At 63.3% G+C, this 17,753-nt stretch carries 13 protein-coding genes and 1 rRNA gene; 11 read left to right on the forward strand and 3 right to left on the reverse strand.

The window, feature by feature from the left end; genetic code table 11:
- Positions 1-8: 8 nt before the first annotated feature.
- The 4 genes from JCQ34_RS04515 (at position 9) to JCQ34_RS04530 (ending at position 4,341) form a co-directional block, all read left to right on the forward strand.
- Positions 9-989 (forward strand): ABC transporter permease, encoded by a 981-nt coding sequence (locus JCQ34_RS04515; RefSeq protein ID WP_286402317.1) that lies wholly within the window; start codon positions 9-11, stop codon positions 987-989.
- Positions 990-1,072: 83 nt separating this feature from the next.
- Positions 1,073-1,942: a carbohydrate ABC transporter permease gene (locus JCQ34_RS04520; RefSeq protein ID WP_286404306.1), complete on the forward strand. Its 870-nt coding sequence runs from the start codon at positions 1,073-1,075 to the stop codon at positions 1,940-1,942.
- A gap of 7 nt (positions 1,943-1,949) precedes the next feature.
- Positions 1,950-3,584, forward strand: coding sequence for an ABC transporter substrate-binding protein (locus JCQ34_RS04525; protein WP_350310806.1), 1,635 nt, complete (start codon positions 1,950-1,952; stop codon positions 3,582-3,584).
- A gap of 49 nt (positions 3,585-3,633) precedes the next feature.
- Positions 3,634-4,341: a DUF624 domain-containing protein gene (locus tag JCQ34_RS04530; protein WP_286402321.1), complete on the forward strand. Its 708-nt coding sequence runs from the start codon at positions 3,634-3,636 to the stop codon at positions 4,339-4,341.
- A 1-nt stretch (position 4,342) separates the two neighbouring features.
- Here JCQ34_RS04530 and JCQ34_RS04535 read toward each other — a convergent pair whose 3' ends face one another.
- A complete protein-coding gene (locus tag JCQ34_RS04535; RefSeq protein WP_286402323.1) occupies positions 4,343-6,721 on the reverse strand; it encodes a glycoside hydrolase family 3 N-terminal domain-containing protein in 2,379 nt (792 codons plus the stop codon).
- Positions 6,722-6,998: 277 nt separating this feature from the next.
- Between JCQ34_RS04535 and JCQ34_RS04540 the strand changes: the two genes are divergently transcribed.
- Genes JCQ34_RS04540 through JCQ34_RS04555 form a run of 4 tightly spaced genes read left to right on the forward strand, consistent with a single transcriptional unit; the run spans position 6,999 to position 10,918 of the window.
- Complete coding sequence (locus JCQ34_RS04540; protein ID WP_286402326.1) at positions 6,999-8,129, forward strand: Gfo/Idh/MocA family protein; 1,131 nt, start codon at positions 6,999-7,001, stop codon at positions 8,127-8,129.
- A 23-nt stretch (positions 8,130-8,152) separates the two neighbouring features.
- Positions 8,153-9,124, forward strand: coding sequence for a PmoA family protein (locus JCQ34_RS04545; protein ID WP_286402328.1), 972 nt, complete (start codon positions 8,153-8,155; stop codon positions 9,122-9,124).
- A gap of 2 nt (positions 9,125-9,126) precedes the next feature.
- A complete protein-coding gene (locus tag JCQ34_RS04550) occupies positions 9,127-9,870 on the forward strand; it encodes a cupin domain-containing protein (protein ID WP_286402330.1) in 744 nt (247 codons plus the stop codon).
- Between the two features lie 22 nt (positions 9,871-9,892).
- Complete coding sequence (locus JCQ34_RS04555; protein WP_286402335.1) at positions 9,893-10,918, forward strand: LacI family DNA-binding transcriptional regulator; 1,026 nt, start codon at positions 9,893-9,895, stop codon at positions 10,916-10,918.
- 61 nt (positions 10,919-10,979) lie between these two features.
- Here the strand turns inward: JCQ34_RS04555 and JCQ34_RS04560 are convergent, their stop codons facing one another.
- Entirely contained in the window at positions 10,980-11,372 is a 393-nt protein-coding gene (locus JCQ34_RS04560; protein ID WP_286402337.1) for a VOC family protein, read from the reverse strand.
- A 285-nt stretch (positions 11,373-11,657) separates the two neighbouring features.
- On the opposite strand from JCQ34_RS04560, the gene JCQ34_RS04565 reads away from it, so the two are divergent.
- Both JCQ34_RS04565 and JCQ34_RS04570 read left to right on the forward strand, forming a co-directional pair.
- Positions 11,658-13,052, forward strand: a complete 1,395-nt coding sequence (locus tag JCQ34_RS04565) for a GmrSD restriction endonuclease domain-containing protein (protein ID WP_286402340.1) — start codon at positions 11,658-11,660, stop codon at positions 13,050-13,052.
- A 63-nt stretch (positions 13,053-13,115) separates the two neighbouring features.
- Complete coding sequence (locus JCQ34_RS04570; RefSeq protein WP_286402343.1) at positions 13,116-13,871, forward strand: excalibur calcium-binding domain-containing protein; 756 nt, start codon at positions 13,116-13,118, stop codon at positions 13,869-13,871.
- Positions 13,872-14,044: 173 nt separating this feature from the next.
- On the opposite strand, the gene JCQ34_RS04575 is transcribed toward JCQ34_RS04570, so the two are convergent.
- Positions 14,045-14,515, reverse strand: coding sequence for a hypothetical protein (locus JCQ34_RS04575; protein ID WP_286402345.1), 471 nt, complete (start codon positions 14,513-14,515; stop codon positions 14,045-14,047).
- Positions 14,516-15,758: 1,243 nt separating this feature from the next.
- Here JCQ34_RS04575 and JCQ34_RS04580 point away from each other — a divergent pair.
- Positions 15,759-17,283: ribosomal RNA gene (locus tag JCQ34_RS04580) — 16S ribosomal RNA — on the forward strand.
- Positions 17,284-17,753: the final 470 nt, after the last annotated feature.

The raw sequence follows: 17,753 nt of genomic DNA on the forward strand, positions 1-17,753 counted from the left end.
GAGCAGACATGGCCATGCGATTGGAAGTACCCCCCGAATCGGTCCCCAAGGATGCGGAGGCGGGGACCGGAAAACCCCGCAACAAACCCGGCGGCTGGAAGCTGGCCATCAAACGGGACTGGCGCCTCTATACGCTGGTGCTGCTGCCGCTGGCCTACTTCGCGGTGTTCCGCTACCTGCCCATGGTCGGCAACGTCATCGCGTTCCGGCAATTCCAGCCCGGCGGGAACATCTTCGGTGAGAGGTGGGTGGGGCTCAAGTACGTCACCCTGTTCATCAACGATCCCAGCTTCTGGCAGGCATTCCAGAACACCGTCATCCTGGGCGTGCTCACTTTGTTGTTCTGCTTCCCGATGCCCATCATCTTTGCCCTGCTGTTGAACGAACTGCGCTCGCAGAAGTTCAAGAAGCTGATCCAGACGGTGACGTACCTGCCGCACTTCATGTCTGTGGTGATCATCGCCGGCATGATCCTGCAGAACTTCTCCATGACGGGCACGGTGAACCAGATCGGCCACGCCCTGTTCGGCACCACAGTGAACTTCACGCAGGAGGCCGCCTGGTTCCGGCCCATGTACATCAGCTCCGAGGTGTGGCAGACCATGGGCTGGGGTGCCATCCTCTACCTCGCCGCGCTGACGCGGGTGGATGAGTCGCTGTACGAGGCAGCCCGGATCGACGGAGCCAACCGGTGGCAGCAAACCTGGCACGTGACGCTGCCGGCCATCCGGCCCACCATCATCACGCTGCTGATCCTGAACATCGGCACGTTCATGGCAGTGGGCTTCGAGAAGATCCTCCTCATCTACAACCCCCTCAACTACGCAACCTCCGACGTCATCTCCACCTACCTGTACCGGGTGGGCCTGGAATCCAGCAACTTCAGCTATGCGGCCGCGATCGGGATGTTCGAATCCGTCATCGGCCTGACGCTGATCCTCTCCGCGAACGCCTTATCCAAGCGCCTCGCCGGAACGAGCCTGTGGTGAAGGGGGCAACCGTGAAGGAAACCGCACTGAAAGAGCGCGGCAGCAAAGCACCAGCCAAAGAGACCGGCGTCCTGGTCAAGGACATGAAGGTCTCCCGCGCCATGCGGGTATTCCGGGTGGCCAACCTGGCGTTCCTGCTGGTGGTGGTGTTCCTGACCCTCTACCCGTTCCTGAACATCCTGGCCCAGAGCTTCTCCAGCGAAGGCTTCATCAACGCCGGCCAGGTCAACCTGTTCCCGATGGGCTTCAACATCGAGACCTACAAGTTGATCCTCGCTGATTCGACGTTCTGGCGTAACTATGGCAACACAGTGCTCTACACGGTGGTAGCTACGGCCATCTCCATGGTGCTCACCACGTCCTTCGCCTACGCCATCGCCAAGAAGGACCTGAAGGGCCGCAGCGCATTCATCGGCATCGCCGTGTTCACCATGTTCTTCAACGGCGGCCTGATTCCGAACTACGTGCTGATCAGCTCGCTGGGCCTGCGGGACACGCTGTGGGCCGTGGTGCTGCCAAACGCCATCAGTGTCTTCAACCTGCTCATCATGAAGTCGTTCTTCGAGAACATGCCGCGGGAACTGGAGGAAGCGGCCGCCATCGACGGCCTCACCCAGTACGGCGTGCTGTTCAAGGTGGTCCTGCCGTTGAGCAAGGCCATTGTTGCAACAATGGTGCTCTTCTACGCCGTGGCCAACTGGAACTCCTGGTTCCAGGCGTTCCTCTACCTGGATAAGCCGGAACTGTTCCCGGTGACCATCTACCTGCGCAACATGATCGCCGGGGTCACCACAGCAGGCTCTGCAGGTGGCACCACGGAGAACATGGGCCAGATCGCCGCGAACATCCAGTCCGTGACCATCATCCTCACCGTCATCCCCATCCTGTGCGTCTACCCCTTTGTGCAGAAGTACTTTTTCTCGGGCGTCATGCTCGGTTCCGTCAAGGAATAACCCCCTTATGAAAGGAAAGCCCATGATCCGCAGACGAGACTTCCTCGGCCTCTCCGCGCTTACAGCCTTCGGCCTGGCGCTGGCAGGCTGCGACTCCGAATCCGGCAGTAAAGCCGATACCTCCAAAGCCCGCACCGGCGCAATGGACAGCTTTAAGCTGGGGGACACGTTCAAGGCGACCACACCTCTGACCTACACCTTCCTGTTCAGCGACCAGCCCACGTACCCCTATAAAAAGGACTGGCTCCTGTTCACCAAGATGGCCAGCGACAACAACGTGACCCTGGACGCCACGGTGGTGCCGTTCGCCGACTATGCCCAGAAGCGCAGCCTGCTCATCAGCTCCGGGAAGGCTCCGGAGATCATCGCCAAGACCTATCCCGGCGAGGAATCGGCTTTCGTGTCCTCCGGGGCCGTGCTGCCGGTGAGTGACTATGTGGACCTGATGCCGCACTTCCAGGACAAGGTGAAGAAGTGGAAGCTGGAGCCGGAAATCGCCGGGCTCACGCAACAGGACGGCAAGTACTACGTGCTGCCGGGGCTGCATGAGGAACTTTGGCCGGACTACTCCCTGGCATTCCGGAAGGACATCCTGCAGAAGGAAAACCTCGCCGAACCCAAGACCTGGGACGAGTTCCGGGACGTGCTGCGTGCCCTCAAGAAGGCTCACCCGGACGTGGTGCCCTTCTCGGACCGCTTCAACGGCAACAGCGTGCTCAACATCGCCGCCACTTCCTTCGGCACCGTAGCCGGCTGGGGCCTGGTGGACGGCCTGGCCTTCAACGATTCCAAGAAGCAGTTCGAGTTCGCCTCCAGCACCCCGGCGTTCAAGGACCTGCTGACGTACTTCAACTCGCTGGTCTCGGAAGGCCTGATGGACCCGGAAAGCTTCACGCAGACCGACGATTCAGCCATCCAGAAGTTCACCTCCGGCAAGTCGTTCGTGATCAGTGCCAACTCCCAGAACATCATCACCTACCGCACGTCCATGGAGCAGTCCCTGGGCAAGGGCAACTTCACCGTGGGCAAGATAACGGTCCCCGGCGGCCCCGCAGGCAACATCATTGGCGGCTCCCGGCTGGAGAACGGCATCATGCTGAACTCGTCGGTGAAGGACAAGGACAGCTTCGTGGCGCTGATCCAGTACATCGACTGGCTGTTCTACAGCGACGCAGGACAGGAGTTCGCCAAGTGGGGCGTGCAGGGCACCACTTACAACAAAGAGGGCGGCAAGCGGGTGCTGGCCAAGGACATCAACTTCCAGGGCCTGAACCCCGCCGGCACCAAGGACCTGCGGGTGGACTACGGCTTCTCAGGCGGCAACTTTGCCTACGGCGGCACCACGGACCTGCTGCAGTCCACTTTTGATGCTGAGGAACTGGCATTCCAGAAGGCCATGAAGAGCAAGACTCCCCGCCCCGTCTCGCCGCCCGTGCCCTACAGCGATGCGGACCGTGAGCAGGCAACACTGACGCTGACCCCGCTCAAGGACCACGTCAAGCAAAACACTCTGAAGTTCATCACCGGGCAGCGGCCCATCTCCGAATTCGATGCCTACGTGAAAGAGCTGGACAGCAAGGGCATGGGCAAGTATGTAGATTTGGCCAACAAGGCGTACAAGGCGTACGCCGACAAGAAGTAGGGCGTACGACGGCGGCAGCGGACCTTCCGCGGTGACCGAAAGGCAGTTGGTGGCTCAGAAAAAAGCGGCGTATGGTGCCGGCCCCCTTTTCAAGGCGGCCGGCACCGCGGCCGGCGTCATGATGGGCTCGGCCCTGCTGGTGCTGGCCAATGTTTTGCTGCTGGTCGCGGTGCTGGCAGCCCCGGTGCTGGGTGCCTGGGCCGTCGTCGTCGCACTTCTGCCCGTTGGGCCGGCGCTGGTGGCATGCATGTACGCCTTCAACCGGCTGCTGGGGGGCCGGGACAGCGGCGTGTACCGGGACTTTGTGCGCAGCTACCGGCTGAATTTCCTTCCTGCGCTGAAGGTCTGGACACCCTGCCTGGTGGTGTTGGCAGTCATCGGCGTCAACCTGGCCGGACTGCCGGCGGCCCTGGGGCCGGATAATCCTGCTGCGCCGGCGCTCCGGCTGGTGCTGCTTGTCCTGGCACTGCTGGCTGCCACCTCAGCCGTGCACGCCCTGCTGTTGCTGTCCCGTTTTTCGTTCCGAACCCGGGACCTCTACAAGCTGGCCCTCTACAGCTTCGGCGCGCAGAAGCGGGTGTCCCTGGGCACGGCGGGCATCCTGTTCGTGACCGCAACGCTGCTCCTGCTGACCACCGCCTACCTGCTGCCGTTTCTCGCCGGCGCGGTGGTAATCCTGGTATGCCTGAACGCCCGGCCGCTGCTGAAGCTGGTGGAGGACAAGTTCACCGCCAGCGGCCGGGGCGCAGGGCCATAACCTAAGGCCGGTTAACGGTTACCGGCGTCAGCATCTCCCGTTCAAAGCCCACCACCCGGCGTTCACCGTGCAGGATGACCTCGTGGGTATGGACGTCTGCCGTGCTGGAGGTGGCGACATGCAGTTTCACCAGGCCCGGTGTCACCACCCGCTTCAGGTCCAGGCCCGTGAAAGAGGTCCGGTCCGCGTGCACCGTGAACTCCACCCGCGCCGAGGCGCCGGCAGCCAGTTCAAGCCGCGCGTAGCCAATCAGCTCGCGAACGGGCCGCACCACCTCGCCCACGGGGTCCTCGAGGTAGAGCTGTACCACTTCCGCGCCGTCCACTGTGCCGGTGTTGGCCACAGACACGGCCACGCTTACAGTGCCGGACGTGGACATCGTGGACGTGCTGGCCTGGTGGTTGGAGAACGCGAACGATGTGTACGACAGTCCGTGGCCAAAGGGGAACAGAGGCGAGGGGTCCAGCGCGCTGACGCCGGACGGGCCGGCAAGGCGGCTGTGCAGGTAGGTTCCAGGCTGGCCGCCGGAGGTACGTGGAACGGAAACGGGCAGTTTGCCGGACGGGTTCGCCGCTCCGGACAGCACATCCCAAAGTGCTTCCGCGCCCTCCTCACCGGGAAAGAATCCCTGCACGATGGCTGCGGCCCGCCCAGCGAAGTCGCCCAGTGCGTAGGGCCGGCCGCTGAGGACCACAACAACAGCCCGCGTCCCGGCTTCCTCTGCGGCGGCCAGCACCCGGTCCAGCATGCGGTGCTGATCTCCCGGCAGCTGAAGATCCGCCGCGTCGTTGCCTTCGCCGGACGTGCCGCGGCCGAAAAGACCGGCGTTGTCGCCCACCACGATCACACAGGTTTCCACGGACGCGGCAATCCCACAGGCTTCCGCGATTTGTTCCTCCGTGATGGCCTCGCAGGTTCCGGTCGCAGCGCTCCGCACCGATCCGTAGCGTTGGGCGGCCGCAGCAGCCACCGTGGGAACGCTGATGCCCATGGGAACGTCCGGGTGCGAGGCGCCAACGTGCGCGTCGAATGAGTAGCACCCCAGCATGGCGAACGGATCCTGTGCCAAGGGCCCCACTACGCCAAGTGACGCGAGGGCCGCAGCGGGCAGCGGCAAGCATGGCCCGCCGTCGTGCTTCCTGTTGGTCAGCAACACCAGGGACTGGGTGGCAATCTCCCGGGCCAGCTCCCTGTTCGACGCAGGGTCCAGGTCGATGGAGCCCGTGGCGAGGACAGGGGGAGAGGGGTCGAAGCCCGGCGATAAAAGCCCCGCCTCCTGCTTCTGCCGCAGCACCCGGCGCAGGGCGGTGTCCACCAAGGACTCGGGCACCGCGCCGGAACGGACCCGCTCCAGCAGCGGCCGGCCGTAGCAGTTCACGGTGGGCAGTTCCACGTCCACTCCTGCAGTCAATGCCAGCGCTGCCGCCTCGCCGGAATCGGCAGCTACGCCGTGAGTGACGTCAAGGAAGGCGACACCGAAGTAGTCCGCCACTACGGTGCCGGCGAAGCCCCATTCGTCGCGCAGCAGCGAGGTGAGCAGGGCACGGTTGGCGGCCGCGGGAACACCGTCGATATCGGTGTAGGCGTGCATGACCGACCGGGCACTGCCGTGCTTCAGCGCCATCTCGAACGGGGGCAGCATCGCGTCGGCCAACTCGCGCGGACCCATGGACACGGGCGCGTGGTTCCGCCCTGCGCGGGACGCGGAGTAGCCCACGAAGTGCTTGAGCGTGGCAACGATGCCCGCTCCCTCCAGGCCCGAGACGTAGGCGCTGGCTACTGTCCCCACCAGATGCGGGTCCTCGCCGATAGTCTCCTCCACGCGGCCCCAGCGAAGATCACGCACCACGTCCAGGACAGGCGCCAGGCCCTGGTGGACCCCCAGCGCCCGCATCTGGTCCCCGATCAGGCCAGCCATCCGGCGCACCAAGACGGGGTTGAAGGTTGCCCCCCAAGCAAGCGGAACAGGAAAAGCGGTGGCCTTCCATGCGGCCAGCCCGGCGAGGCATTCCTCATGTACCTGGGCGGGAATGCGGAAGCGGGAGGCCGCCATGATCTGCTCCTGGGCAGCGGCAAGCCGGCGGGCGCCCTCAAGCGGTTCAAGGGGAACCGTGCCGTACATGCGGGTGATCTGGCCAAGGCCGGAGGCGATCACGTCCTCCCAGGAGCGGGTTTCACCAGCCATCTCGTTTTGCAGGGGAGCCACGGAATCTCCGTCGCTGGAGGCATTGACCCAGACGCCCACCAGCTGCGCCAGCTTCTCCTCCAGAGTCATCTGCTGCACCAACTCATCAACGGACAGGTGCTCAACGGCGGGATCCGGCCGGCCACTGGCAGGAGAGGACGTGGGAGCTTGTTTTTCGGCGGCACCGCTTGTCACGGGCGTCTCCTAGGATCGGAAGAAGTTTCTAAGAAACTATCAGAAACTTGCGTTTAGTTTCTAGGGTCAAAGCATTGACTCTGGATGGGCAGAATTCTTAGGGTTGAGGCTAAAGCAAGGTATCTATGCGGGCGTCCAGGTTGGAAACATCGCCGGCGCTATGGAAAGTTTCCAATTCCTGTCCTGGCTTCAGTAGGCGCGTCAGAGCGAAGTTGAACCCGGCAAGCTACTTGTGGTGCCTGCCTGCTGCTTATTTCACTGCAACGACGGAGAGAACATGCGGACGTACAGAGTGGCCATTGTGGGAACCGGCGGGATCGCGGCGGTTCACGCGGACAACCTGGCCCGGACCGATGGCAGGGCCCGGCTCGTGGCAGCCTGCGACGTGGACCAGGGCAGGCTGGACGCGTTCGCCGGGAAGCATGACATCCCCGGCACCTATCTCACCCTGGGAGAGCTCCTGGCGGAGGCAAAGCCGGACATCGTGCACCTCTGCACGCCGCCCATGTTCCACATCGACCAGGCCATCGAATGCCTGGAAGCAGGCGTCCATGTGCTCTCTGAGAAGCCCCCGGCCCTCAGCCTGGCGGACTTCGACCGGCTGGAGGCGGCGCAGGCCAAGGGCGGCGCCCAGTTCTCCTGCGTGTTCCAGCACCGTTTCGGTGACGCGTCGGCCGCGGCGAAACACCTGATCGGCGGTTCCGACTTCGGCCGCCCGCTCGTGGCCCGGTGCGACACTCTCTGGTACCGGCCGGACAGCTACTGGGACCTGCCCTGGCGCGGCACTTGGAACGCTGAGGGCGGTGGCCCCACCATGGGCCACGGGATTCACCAGTTCGACCTGCTGCTGTATCTCATGGGTCCCTGGGAGGAAGTGACAGCGGTTGCAGTGCGGCAGGCCCGCGCCACGTCCACTGAGGATCTGTCGGCCGCACTGGTCCGGTTCCGGAACGGCGCAGTGGCGACGATAACCAACTCGTTGCTCTCGCCGCGGGAAACCTCGGACATCCGGATCGACTGCGAATTCGCCACCGTTGAATTGAACCACCTCTATGGCTACAGCACGGACAACTGGACCGTCACCGGGGCGCCGGGCCACGAGGATGAGGTGACTGCAGCGTGGAAAGGCCAGCCTTTGGAGCGTGGCAGCGGCCACGCGGCGCAGTTCCTGGCCATGTATGACGCGCTCGACGCCGGCCGGCCGCTTCCAGCCGGCGCCGACTCCGCGCGGCAGACACTGGAGCTCGCTGCCGCGATCTACGCCTCCGCCTTTACCGGGCAGCCGGTACGCCGCGGCCAGATCGTTCCCGGCCACCCGTTCTACGCAGGCATGGATGGCGACGGCCTGGGCACCCGCGTCCTGGACGCCACCGCCCTCAACCGGACCGCCGTCGACACCGCCGTTTAAATCCCACTTCCAAAGGACCCACTGTGACCACCTCCGCCACCGCCCCGTCCGCCGTCTCCACTGCCCGGCTCAGCTTCCAGGATGACGGCAGCGCCCTCACCTTCACTGCGGACGGCCGTCCCATCGCCACCTATACCTACAAGCCCACCGACCACCAGTACGAGAGCCCGCGGCCGTTTTTCCATCCACTCACCACCCTGGCCGGTGATGAGGTCACCATTTCCCGTCCCTGGGACCATGTCTGGCACAAGGGCCTTTCCTGGGCACTGCCCAACGTGGGGCGGCACAACTTCTGGGGCGGGGCCACTTACACGCGTGCCACCGAATACGCCAACCTGGATAACAACGGCGCCATGACCCACGAATCCTTCACGGGAATCGACCAGTCCGGCGCCGGCATCACGGTGTCGGAGTCCCTCACCTGGACGTCGCTGGAAGGCGAGCCGGTCATCGCGGAAACCCGACGGTTCAGCGTCCGGCTCCTGGAGGACGGAGACGGCAGCGACACCGCGGGGGCCTACGCCATTCTTTTCGAAACCCGCATGAGCAACATCTCCGGCGCGGACTACCAGATCGGCAGCCCCACCACCGAAGGACGGGACAATGCCGGCTACGGCGGCCTCTTCTGGCGCGGTCCCCGGTCCTTCACCGGCGGTGAGTTCCGCAGCCAGGATGGCGCCGGGACGGATGAGTTCATGGGCAGCCGTTCGCCGTGGATCGCCTTCACCGGGAAGCACGACGGCACCTGCCGGTCATCAACCATCGCGTTCGTGGAGGACCCTTCAAACCCCGGTGCACCCAACCAATGGTTTGCACGGTCCTCCATCTTCGCCTGCCTGGGCTCGGCGCCCTTCTTCAGCGCGGAGGTGCCGCTGCGGGAGGGCTCGCCGCTCACCTACCGCTATGCAGTGGTGATTGCCGACGGCGGCGTTGACACGGGGCGGGCCGCGGCGCTGGCCGCTGCCGCCGGCGCCGCGCTGCGCAGTTGGCGGTGAGCGTGGCCTCTTCCTTTCCGGGCGCCACCGGCCTGTCCGAGATCAGCGTCTACGACTGGCCCGGAGCCGACGGAGCAGCCGGAGGGTCACCGCACCTGCACACGGCATCCACGGAAGCGTACGTGGTGCTCGAAGGAACCGGCCGGCTGGAAACCCTGGACTCCCGGGGCTTCACGTCCAGCCCCCTGGAACCCGGGACGGTCCTGTGGTTCACGCCCGGCACCGTGCACCGCGCCATCAACGATTCCGGCGACCTAAAAATCCTTGTGGTGATGCAGAACGCGGGACTTCCCGAACATGGCGACGCCGTGATGACCTTCCCGCCGGAGCACCTGCGGGATGCGGACACCTACCGCCGCGCTGCGGCATTGGAACACAAGGACGCCGACGCCGGACTGGCAGCCGGAGAGGAAGCCGCCCGCCGCCGTCGTGATTTGGCCCTGAAAGGCTATTTGGCGCTGAAGGAAGCCGTACTCTCATCTGGCCCGTCGGCACTGGCGGGGTTCCACGCCGCGGCGGCCCGCCTGGTGTCCGGCAGGACCGCGGCGTGGGCGGACCTGCTGGCAGGGGGAGCTGCCCGGCAGGCCGAGCTGACGCGGCAGCAGCTTGCTTCCCTGGACACGGCGGAAAGTATCTATCTGGCGAATGCGCGAACTACGATGGGAAAACGGGAAAACCGCAGAATCTACGGCATGTGTGGCCGGATACGGACGTGGGAACTTTCCGATAACCAGCACCGGGCGTGACCCGGGTGAAAGGGCGGTCTCCATGGTGAGCAAGCAGGACACCAGGCGCGCGACGATCAGCGAGATTGCCCGCGAGGCAGGGGTTTCCGTTCCCACCGTGTCGAAGGTGTTGAACGGGCACGCGCATGTGGCGGCTGAGACCAGAGCGCGGGTCGAGGAGATCATCGCCAAGCGTGATTATGCCCGGCGCCCGGCCAAGCGCAAGCAGAAGGCGGGTCTGGTGGACCTGGTGTTCCCCGGCCTGGGCTCCGAGTGGGCGCTGGAAATCATCGAAGGCGTTGAGCGGGTGGCGCAGGACGCCGGATACGGAACCGTGGTCAGCAGCCTGAACCTGGACGGTTCGCGCATCCGGCCCTGGTTGGCCAACCTGGCCGAGCGGAAGTCAGACGGCCTGCTGATGGCCGTTTACCAGTTGGACGCCAAGCAGATCCAGCGCGTGAAATCCTTGGGAATACCGGTAGTGCTCATAGATCCGGTGGGCCAACCCGGACCGGATCTCACCACGGTGGGGGCAGCCAACTGGGAGGGCGGCTATTCGGCGACGGAGCACCTGCTGCAACTGGGACACAAGCGGATCGCTATGATCGGCGGCCGTGAGGACCTGCAGTGCAGCAGCGCCCGGGAGGACGGCTATGTTTCCGCGCTGCGCCGGGCAGGCATTGCCCTGGATCCGGCCTTGATCGTTCCCGGGGACTTCTCCATGGAAGCGGGCGAGGCTGCCGCGCGGAAGCTGCTGGAGCTGCCGGACCGGCCCACGGCGATTTTCACCGGCAACGACGGCCAGGCCCTTGGCGCCTACCGGGCTGCGCGTGCTGCGGGGCTACGCATACCGGAGGACCTGTCCATCATCGGTTTTGACGACATTCCAGCAGCCGAATGGGTCGAACCCGGCTTGACCACCATCCGGCAACCCGTGGTGCAGATGGCGGAGACCGCAATGAGGGCGCTCCTCCGCCATCTCGACGGTGACGAGGAACTGCCCCAACGTATTGAATTGGGCACGGAGCTGGTTGTGCGCGGCTCTACGGCGCCGCCGCCCAGGAAATAGCGCCCGCCGGGTTGCGCCCAAGTGTCCGGCCCGGACGCCGGCGCATTTGCAGCGGCGCTCCCTAGGACTTGTGGGCGTCCCGGATGTGCTGCTGCGTCTGGCCCTGCATCACCCAGCGGTTGCCGTCCGGATCGCTGAAGTAGGCGAACAGGACGCCGCCGAGGTCCTGGATCTCGCTGATGTCTGCCCCGCGGCGGACCAGTTCGCTGCGGACTTCCGTGATGTCCGGGACCACCAGTTGCAGTCCCTCGAGGCTGCCCGGTGCCATGGTGGTCATCCCGGTGCCGATGACCACGGATGCGGCCGAACCCGGGGGAGTCAGTTGGACCACGCGCATGCCGGGGAGGTGCTCCACATCATGGTCCAGGGTGAAGCCCAGCTTTTCTGTGTAAAAGGCTTTGGACCTGTCGACGTCGGACACCGGGACCTGAACAACTTCAAGGCGCATCTGCATGCGGGCCACTTTATCCCTGCCATTTGCTTATGGGGAGTGGCAGCCGCACAGACGCGTTACCGTGCTGGTCTGCGGTGAATTGTGAAGGGCAGCACGCCCTTTGCGACGCCTTTTCCTCAAGGTCGCATCAAGACTGGCTGAATGTTCGCCGAGTATTGAAAAAGCCCAATGTTCCCGCCTCCCACGACGTTTAGGCTCCTCAATGATGAGTTTTGCCGGGCTTAGCAGCAGGCCCGGCATATGCGGGGGCATCGGCAATCGACGCCCCTTCTAATTGGGGAAAGAATGTCCGACTACGAAACCCTTCACGGGTTTTCCTCTTTCGCGCCGGCACCGAAGCCGCCGCGAAAACCCCGCGCTTCAACTTTCATTGTTGGCGCCATTACCGTCCTGTTTGTGCTCCTCGGAGCAGCGAGCGGCGGATTCGGCGGTGCCCTGGTCGTCCTGGCCATTTCACTTGCCCTCACCGGTTTGTACGTCCTCCTCACGGGACGGCGCTCCTGGGCTTGGCTTCCCGCGAACCGGAAGGCCGGCGCCGTCGCTGTCGTTGCGTCACTGGCCCTCTTCATCGGTGGTGCTGTCGCCCTGCCGCGTGTTGCAAGCGCGGACCTCAAGGCGGCCTCCTCGGAGAGCACTGCCAAGGCGACGCCGGCGAAGGCGGGCCCGACAGCAACACCCAAGGTGTCGCCGTCGTCCGCGCCTGCTCCCACCGCGCAGGAAACCGGTGAACCGCTGGACCCGGAGAACCCGTACGTTCTTGCCGCCGGCGTCACTGCCACCGCCCCGAACGCCCAGCCTGCCTACGCCACCAAGGCGCTGGACCTGCTGGCAACCCTCCCCATCAAGGGCCGGGCGCCAAAGACGGGGTACGACAGGGCACGGTTCGGCCAGGCGTGGGCGGACGTGGACCGGAACGGCTGCGATACCCGAAACGACATCCTCAAGCGCGACCTCACCGGCATTACCTACACGAACAGTGTGCCGTGCAAGGTGCAGTCGGGCACCCTCGCGGATCCTTACACGGGTACCACCATCAGCTTTGTGCGCGGCTCCGGCACCAGCACTGCTGTGCAGATCGATCACGTGGTGGCGCTCAGCGATGCCTGGCAAAAAGGCGCGCAGCAGCTCACCCCGGAACAGCGCACGGCGTTTGCGAATGACCCGCTGAACCTGCAGGCCACCGATGGGCCCACCAACATCAAAAAGGGCGACGGCGACGCGGCCACCTGGTTGCCGCCGAACAAGGGCTTCCGGTGCGAGTACGTCGCGCGCCAGATCTCCGTGAAAGCCACGTACGGGCTGTGGGTCACCCAGGCCGAACACGACGCAATGGCCGGGATCCTGGGTGACTGTGCCGGGCAGTTGGCTCCGACAAACCAGCAGGCTCCGGCTCCTGCGCCTGCAGCGGCTGCCGCGGCTGAACCGGCACCTGCTGCTGTTGCTCCTGCTCCTGCTCCCGTTGCCCCGGCTCCCGCGCCGGCGGCCGTTGCGCCGGCTCCGGCTCCAGCCGCTCCGGCGCCGGTTGCCCCGGCACCTGCCGCGCCGGCTCCCGCACCTGCCGCTGCCTACTACGCCAACTGCACCGCGGCGAGGGCAGCCGGAGCTGCACCTATTTACGCAGGCCAGCCTGGCTACCGCCCAGCGCTGGACCGCGACTCTGACGGCATCGCCTGCGAGTAAGCCTTTTGCCCGGATCGATCCGGGCAATTCCCACCACCATCACACGCATTCCTAGGGGGAAAAGTGAAAGAAACTACAGTTCCTGCAGTTGGCAGGTTGAAGAAGACTCTGGCCCTGGCCGTGTTGGCCGGCCTCATGCTGACCGGTTGCGGCGGCAAGCAGGCGGCGACGCAGCCGACGGCAACGGCAACCGCAACGGCTGTTTCGCAAACAACGGAGACAGTGGTGGTCCCGGCCGTTGTCAACCTGACCCTGGACAAAGCCAAGGACCAGTTGGAAAAGCTGGGTTTCAAGGTTGAGGCCGTGGACAGCGCCAAGGGCAAGTCGATCATCGTCAAGAGCAATTGGCAGGTGGTTTCCCAGGATCCTGCCAACGGTGCGCAGGCAGAGAAGGGATCCACGGTGCATCTCGGCGTCAAGAACCTCGACGATGTGGCTGCGGAGAAGGCGGCCGCCGAAAAAGCGGCGGCTGATAAGGCTGCTGCAGAACAGGCCGCGGCCGCGAAGGCTGCTGCGGACAAGGCTGCTGCGGACAAGGCTGCGGCTGATAAGGCTGCTGCGGACAAGGCCGCGGCCGACCAGGCTGCCGCTGCAAAAGCTGCAGCAGATCAGGCAGCACGGGACGCGGCTGCAAGGGCAGCCGCCGAGCAAGCCGCCGCAGCGCAGAAGGCAGCACAGGCACCCGCTCCGGCCCCGGCTGCCTACTACGCCAACTGCACAGCGGCGAAGAATGCCGGCGCTGCACCCTTGTACAGGGGACAGCCCGGATACAGTTCATCTCTGGACCGCGACGGCGACGGCGTTGCCTGCGAACGGTAAGCGACCGACGCAGTACTAACCGAGCCGCGGATGCTCCTGCTTTGGTGGGAGTATCCGCGGCTCGTTTTGTTCGAGGATCATTGCCGTCCGCGTTCGTTTGGGTGATCGCGCATGGGTGGTCTCTGTACCCGCCCAGCTGTTGCAGAGGTCTCCGACCAACTCCGCAACCGCTTCTACATTCGTCCTGAGGTGAGGTCCGCGTCGACGTTAGGATCCTTGCCGCCGGCTTCCTGCTCACTCGTTGGCGTTGGCTTCTGCTTGGACGTCTGTGTTGAGCGCCAGACGACTGCCCCCGCGGCGAGGGCAGCAAGCCCGAGAATCCACATCCACACTTTGGGTCCGGACCGTCGGGCCTGGACTGGGGCCGGTGCAGTCACTTTCGGCCCGACGCGCTTCAGCTGTTCCTGGACCCGGGGCGTGAGGGTCTCTACTCCGCCGGCCAGCTCATCCGCCAGCCGCCGCAACAAGGTTTGGAGGCGCGGGGAGGCAGTCTCAATGCCGGTATCCAGCCCGGCCACGGCTCTCTGGAGCGCAGCCTGGACACCCGGCGTGGCCCATTCCCTGCCCCTGGACAGCTGAGTCAGGAGGTTCTCGGAGAGACGGTGGATCCGTTCGGTCTCGGTCATTGGTTCTGCTATGCGCATGAATGCCTCCTTGATGTGATCGATGACGCCAGACTAGGGCGGGCCAAAGTGCGGAAACAGGGTCTTTAGAACCGGGACACCGGGGACAGGCATGGCTTATCACCTGCCCGGGCATTCAGCCGTTCCGGAACCGCCGGACTGGATACGGCTTTATGGAGTCTGGGGACGACGGGAGGCTGCAAGGACCGCCAGATCACGGATCAGCCGTTGCACCTCATGTTCCCTGCGCATGCAAGCCGAATTCTGCTGAATCACGCGGGGCCGTGCCAAGGGCTTCCCGGGCGGGGCAGGAACAGGAACTACACGCCTCGCAGGCGCCGCGCTTGAATCTTCCGCGTTGGCCTGTGGAATACCTTCGCCCATGTGTCCCCCTTGGATTGGTCCTTCTGGGGACGGTCCCCTGGCTATTGCCGTAGGGACACTCTAGGAACGCGAAGGTTGGCGCGAAAGGCGCTTAGTCCAATATCGCGACTAATTGCTGCAATCTTGAGGTTCGTCCCGCGGGAGATCGTCGGGCTTCCACCTTGGGTGCGGAGCTGGCGGCGGCTGGGGGAGGCGTTCGTGGTCTCGGGCGAATACCTTCGCCGCCAGCTCCGGTTATGACTCTAGGGCCGAACAACTTCCCTGAGCCCGAGTAATCGATACGCGTTTCCCACGGGTCGGCTACTTGTTGGGGGCAACGACGAAGGGGCAGTGTCGGCTGTGCCGGAGACCACACAAGGGAATTACGACGACGGCAGCCGGCCTGGGTGCCTCAATGACCGTTCCTGCCTCTAGATTCCGCGGATTCTGCCGATTGAACGTCCGATTTGCGGTGGGGGTTGTGTGCGGGTATTGTTTTCTGAGTCGCCGCCGCTGAAGCGGAAAAATAGCGGCCAACCCCCTTTGATGACAGCCTGGAAAATGGTTCGCTTTTGTGGCGTGCCGGTGATGGGTGGGGCCCGGTTCTTTTGAAGTTTTGCCCGCTGGAAGGCGGATTTGCGAAGCTGTGGGGGATCGGGTAAGTTTGAAAAGTTGCTCCGGAGCGATCCTGAACGTTGGTTTGGGTGGTGCCGGGTGTGTCTGTTGTTTGAGAACTCAATAGTGTGCCAAGTTTGTTGATACCGATTATGTATGTAATTGGTTGAATTTGCCGAATCGTGCCGCCCCTGTGGTATTGGTTTGGTGTTTTTAGCTGGTTTCAAATTTTGTGCAGCCAATGATTGCCGTTATTTCCGGTGGTTTTGGTTGTGTCTGTTTGTTTTCAACGGAGAGTTTGATCCTGGCTCAGGATGAACGCTGGCGGCGTGCTTAACACATGCAAGTCGAACGATGATGCCAGCTTGCTGGTGGATTAGTGGCGAACGGGTGAGTAACACGTGAGTAACCTGCCCTTGACTCTGGGATAAGCCTGGGAAACTGGGTCTAATACCGGATATGACTGACTATCGCATGGTGGTTGGTGGAAAGCTTTTGTGGTTTTGGATGGACTCGCGGCCTATCAGCTTGTTGGTGGGGTAATGGCCTACCAAGGCGACGACGGGTAGCCGGCCTGAGAGGGTGACCGGCCACACTGGGACTGAGACACGGCCCAGACTCCTACGGGAGGCAGCAGTGGGGAATATTGCACAATGGGCGCAAGCCTGATGCAGCGACGCCGCGTGAGGGATGACGGCCTTCGGGTTGTAAACCTCTTTCAGTAGGGAAGAAGCCGTAAGGTGACGGTACCTGCAGAAGAAGCGCCGGCTAACTACGTGCCAGCAGCCGCGGTAATACGTAGGGCGCAAGCGTTATCCGGAATTATTGGGCGTAAAGAGCTCGTAGGCGGTTTGTCGCGTCTGCCGTGAAAGTCCGGGGCTCAACTCCGGATCTGCGGTGGGTACGGGCAGACTAGAGTGATGTAGGGGAGACTGGAATTCCTGGTGTAGCGGTGAAATGCGCAGATATCAGGAGGAACACCGATGGCGAAGGCAGGTCTCTGGGCATTAACTGACGCTGAGGAGCGAAAGCATGGGGAGCGAACAGGATTAGATACCCTGGTAGTCCATGCCGTAAACGTTGGGCACTAGGTGTGGGGGACATTCCACGTTTTCCGCGCCGTAGCTAACGCATTAAGTGCCCCGCCTGGGGAGTACGGCCGCAAGGCTAAAACTCAAAGGAATTGACGGGGGCCCGCACAAGCGGCGGAGCATGCGGATTAATTCGATGCAACGCGAAGAACCTTACCAAGGCTTGACATGAACCAGACCGGGCTGGAAACAGTTCTTCCCCTTTGGGGTTGGTTTACAGGTGGTGCATGGTTGTCGTCAGCTCGTGTCGTGAGATGTTGGGTTAAGTCCCGCAACGAGCGCAACCCTCGTTCCATGTTGCCAGCGGGTAGTGCCGGGGACTCATGGGAGACTGCCGGGGTCAACTCGGAGGAAGGTGGGGACGACGTCAAATCATCATGCCCCTTATGTCTTGGGCTTCACGCATGCTACAATGGCCGGTACAAAGGGTTGCGATACTGTGAGGTGGAGCTAATCCCAAAAAGCCGGTCTCAGTTCGGATTGGGGTCTGCAACTCGACCCCATGAAGTCGGAGTCGCTAGTAATCGCAGATCAGCAACGCTGCGGTGAATACGTTCCCGGGCCTTGTACACACCGCCCGTCAAGTCACGAAAGTTGGTAACACCCGAAGCCGGTGGCCTAACCCCTTGTGGGAGGGAGCTGTCGAAGGTGGGACTGGCGATTGGGACTAAGTCGTAACAAGGTAGCCGTACCGGAAGGTGCGGCTGGATCACCTCCTTTCTAAGGAGCACCTACAACTTTCTCATCACGGACGCATGTTGGTGGTGGGGGTTGTCAGGAGTAAAGGCCCGTTGCACGGACGAATGTTTCGTGGCGGGTGCTCAAGGGTGGAATATCAACAAATAGCGGCTGTTTCTTCCTGCGCTTCTTCTCTAGTACGAACCCTGGTGGTTCTGGAACGGTGGGGTGCGGGTGGGGATGGTTTAGTGTTTGGCACACTGTTGGGTCCTGAGACAACAGGACCATGTGGTGGCTCTCCTTTGTGGGGGTTGCCGGGTGGGTTTGTTTGTTTCTGGTTTCCCTGCCATGACGTTCCGCGCACGTGTTTGTGTGTGGGGTGTGTGGTGTGGGGTTGTTGTTTGAGAACTACATAGTGGACGCGAGCATCTTGTATAAGAAGCAATTTCCAAGATATTAGAACCTGGATCTGGTTCGTGTGCTTTTGGGTGCGCGGGACAGTTTCTGTGGTT

The organism is Pseudarthrobacter defluvii (assembly GCF_030323865.1).
In the GTDB taxonomy this organism is placed as follows: Bacteria; Actinomycetota; Actinomycetes; order Actinomycetales; family Micrococcaceae; genus Arthrobacter; species Arthrobacter sedimenti.

Bases quoted from the DNA above. Each gene is read 5' to 3' on its own strand.
- JCQ34_RS04515 (WP_286402317.1), top strand. From the start codon at position 9: ATGGCCATGCGATTGGAAGTACCCCCCGAATCGGTCCCCAAGGATGCG.
- JCQ34_RS04520 (WP_286404306.1), top strand. From the start codon at position 1,073: ATGAAGGTCTCCCGCGCCATGCGGGTATTCCGGGTGGCCAACCTGGCG.
- JCQ34_RS04525 (WP_350310806.1), top strand. From the start codon at position 1,950: ATGAAAGGAAAGCCCATGATCCGCAGACGAGACTTCCTCGGCCTCTCC.
- JCQ34_RS04540 (WP_286402326.1), top strand. From the start codon at position 6,999: ATGCGGACGTACAGAGTGGCCATTGTGGGAACCGGCGGGATCGCGGCG.
- JCQ34_RS04555 (WP_286402335.1), top strand. From the start codon at position 9,893: ATGGTGAGCAAGCAGGACACCAGGCGCGCGACGATCAGCGAGATTGCC.
- JCQ34_RS04560 (WP_286402337.1), bottom strand. From the start codon at position 11,372: ATGCAGATGCGCCTTGAAGTTGTTCAGGTCCCGGTGTCCGACGTCGAC.
- JCQ34_RS04565 (WP_286402340.1), top strand. From the start codon at position 11,658: ATGTCCGACTACGAAACCCTTCACGGGTTTTCCTCTTTCGCGCCGGCA.
- JCQ34_RS04575 (WP_286402345.1), bottom strand. From the start codon at position 14,515: ATGCGCATAGCAGAACCAATGACCGAGACCGAACGGATCCACCGTCTC.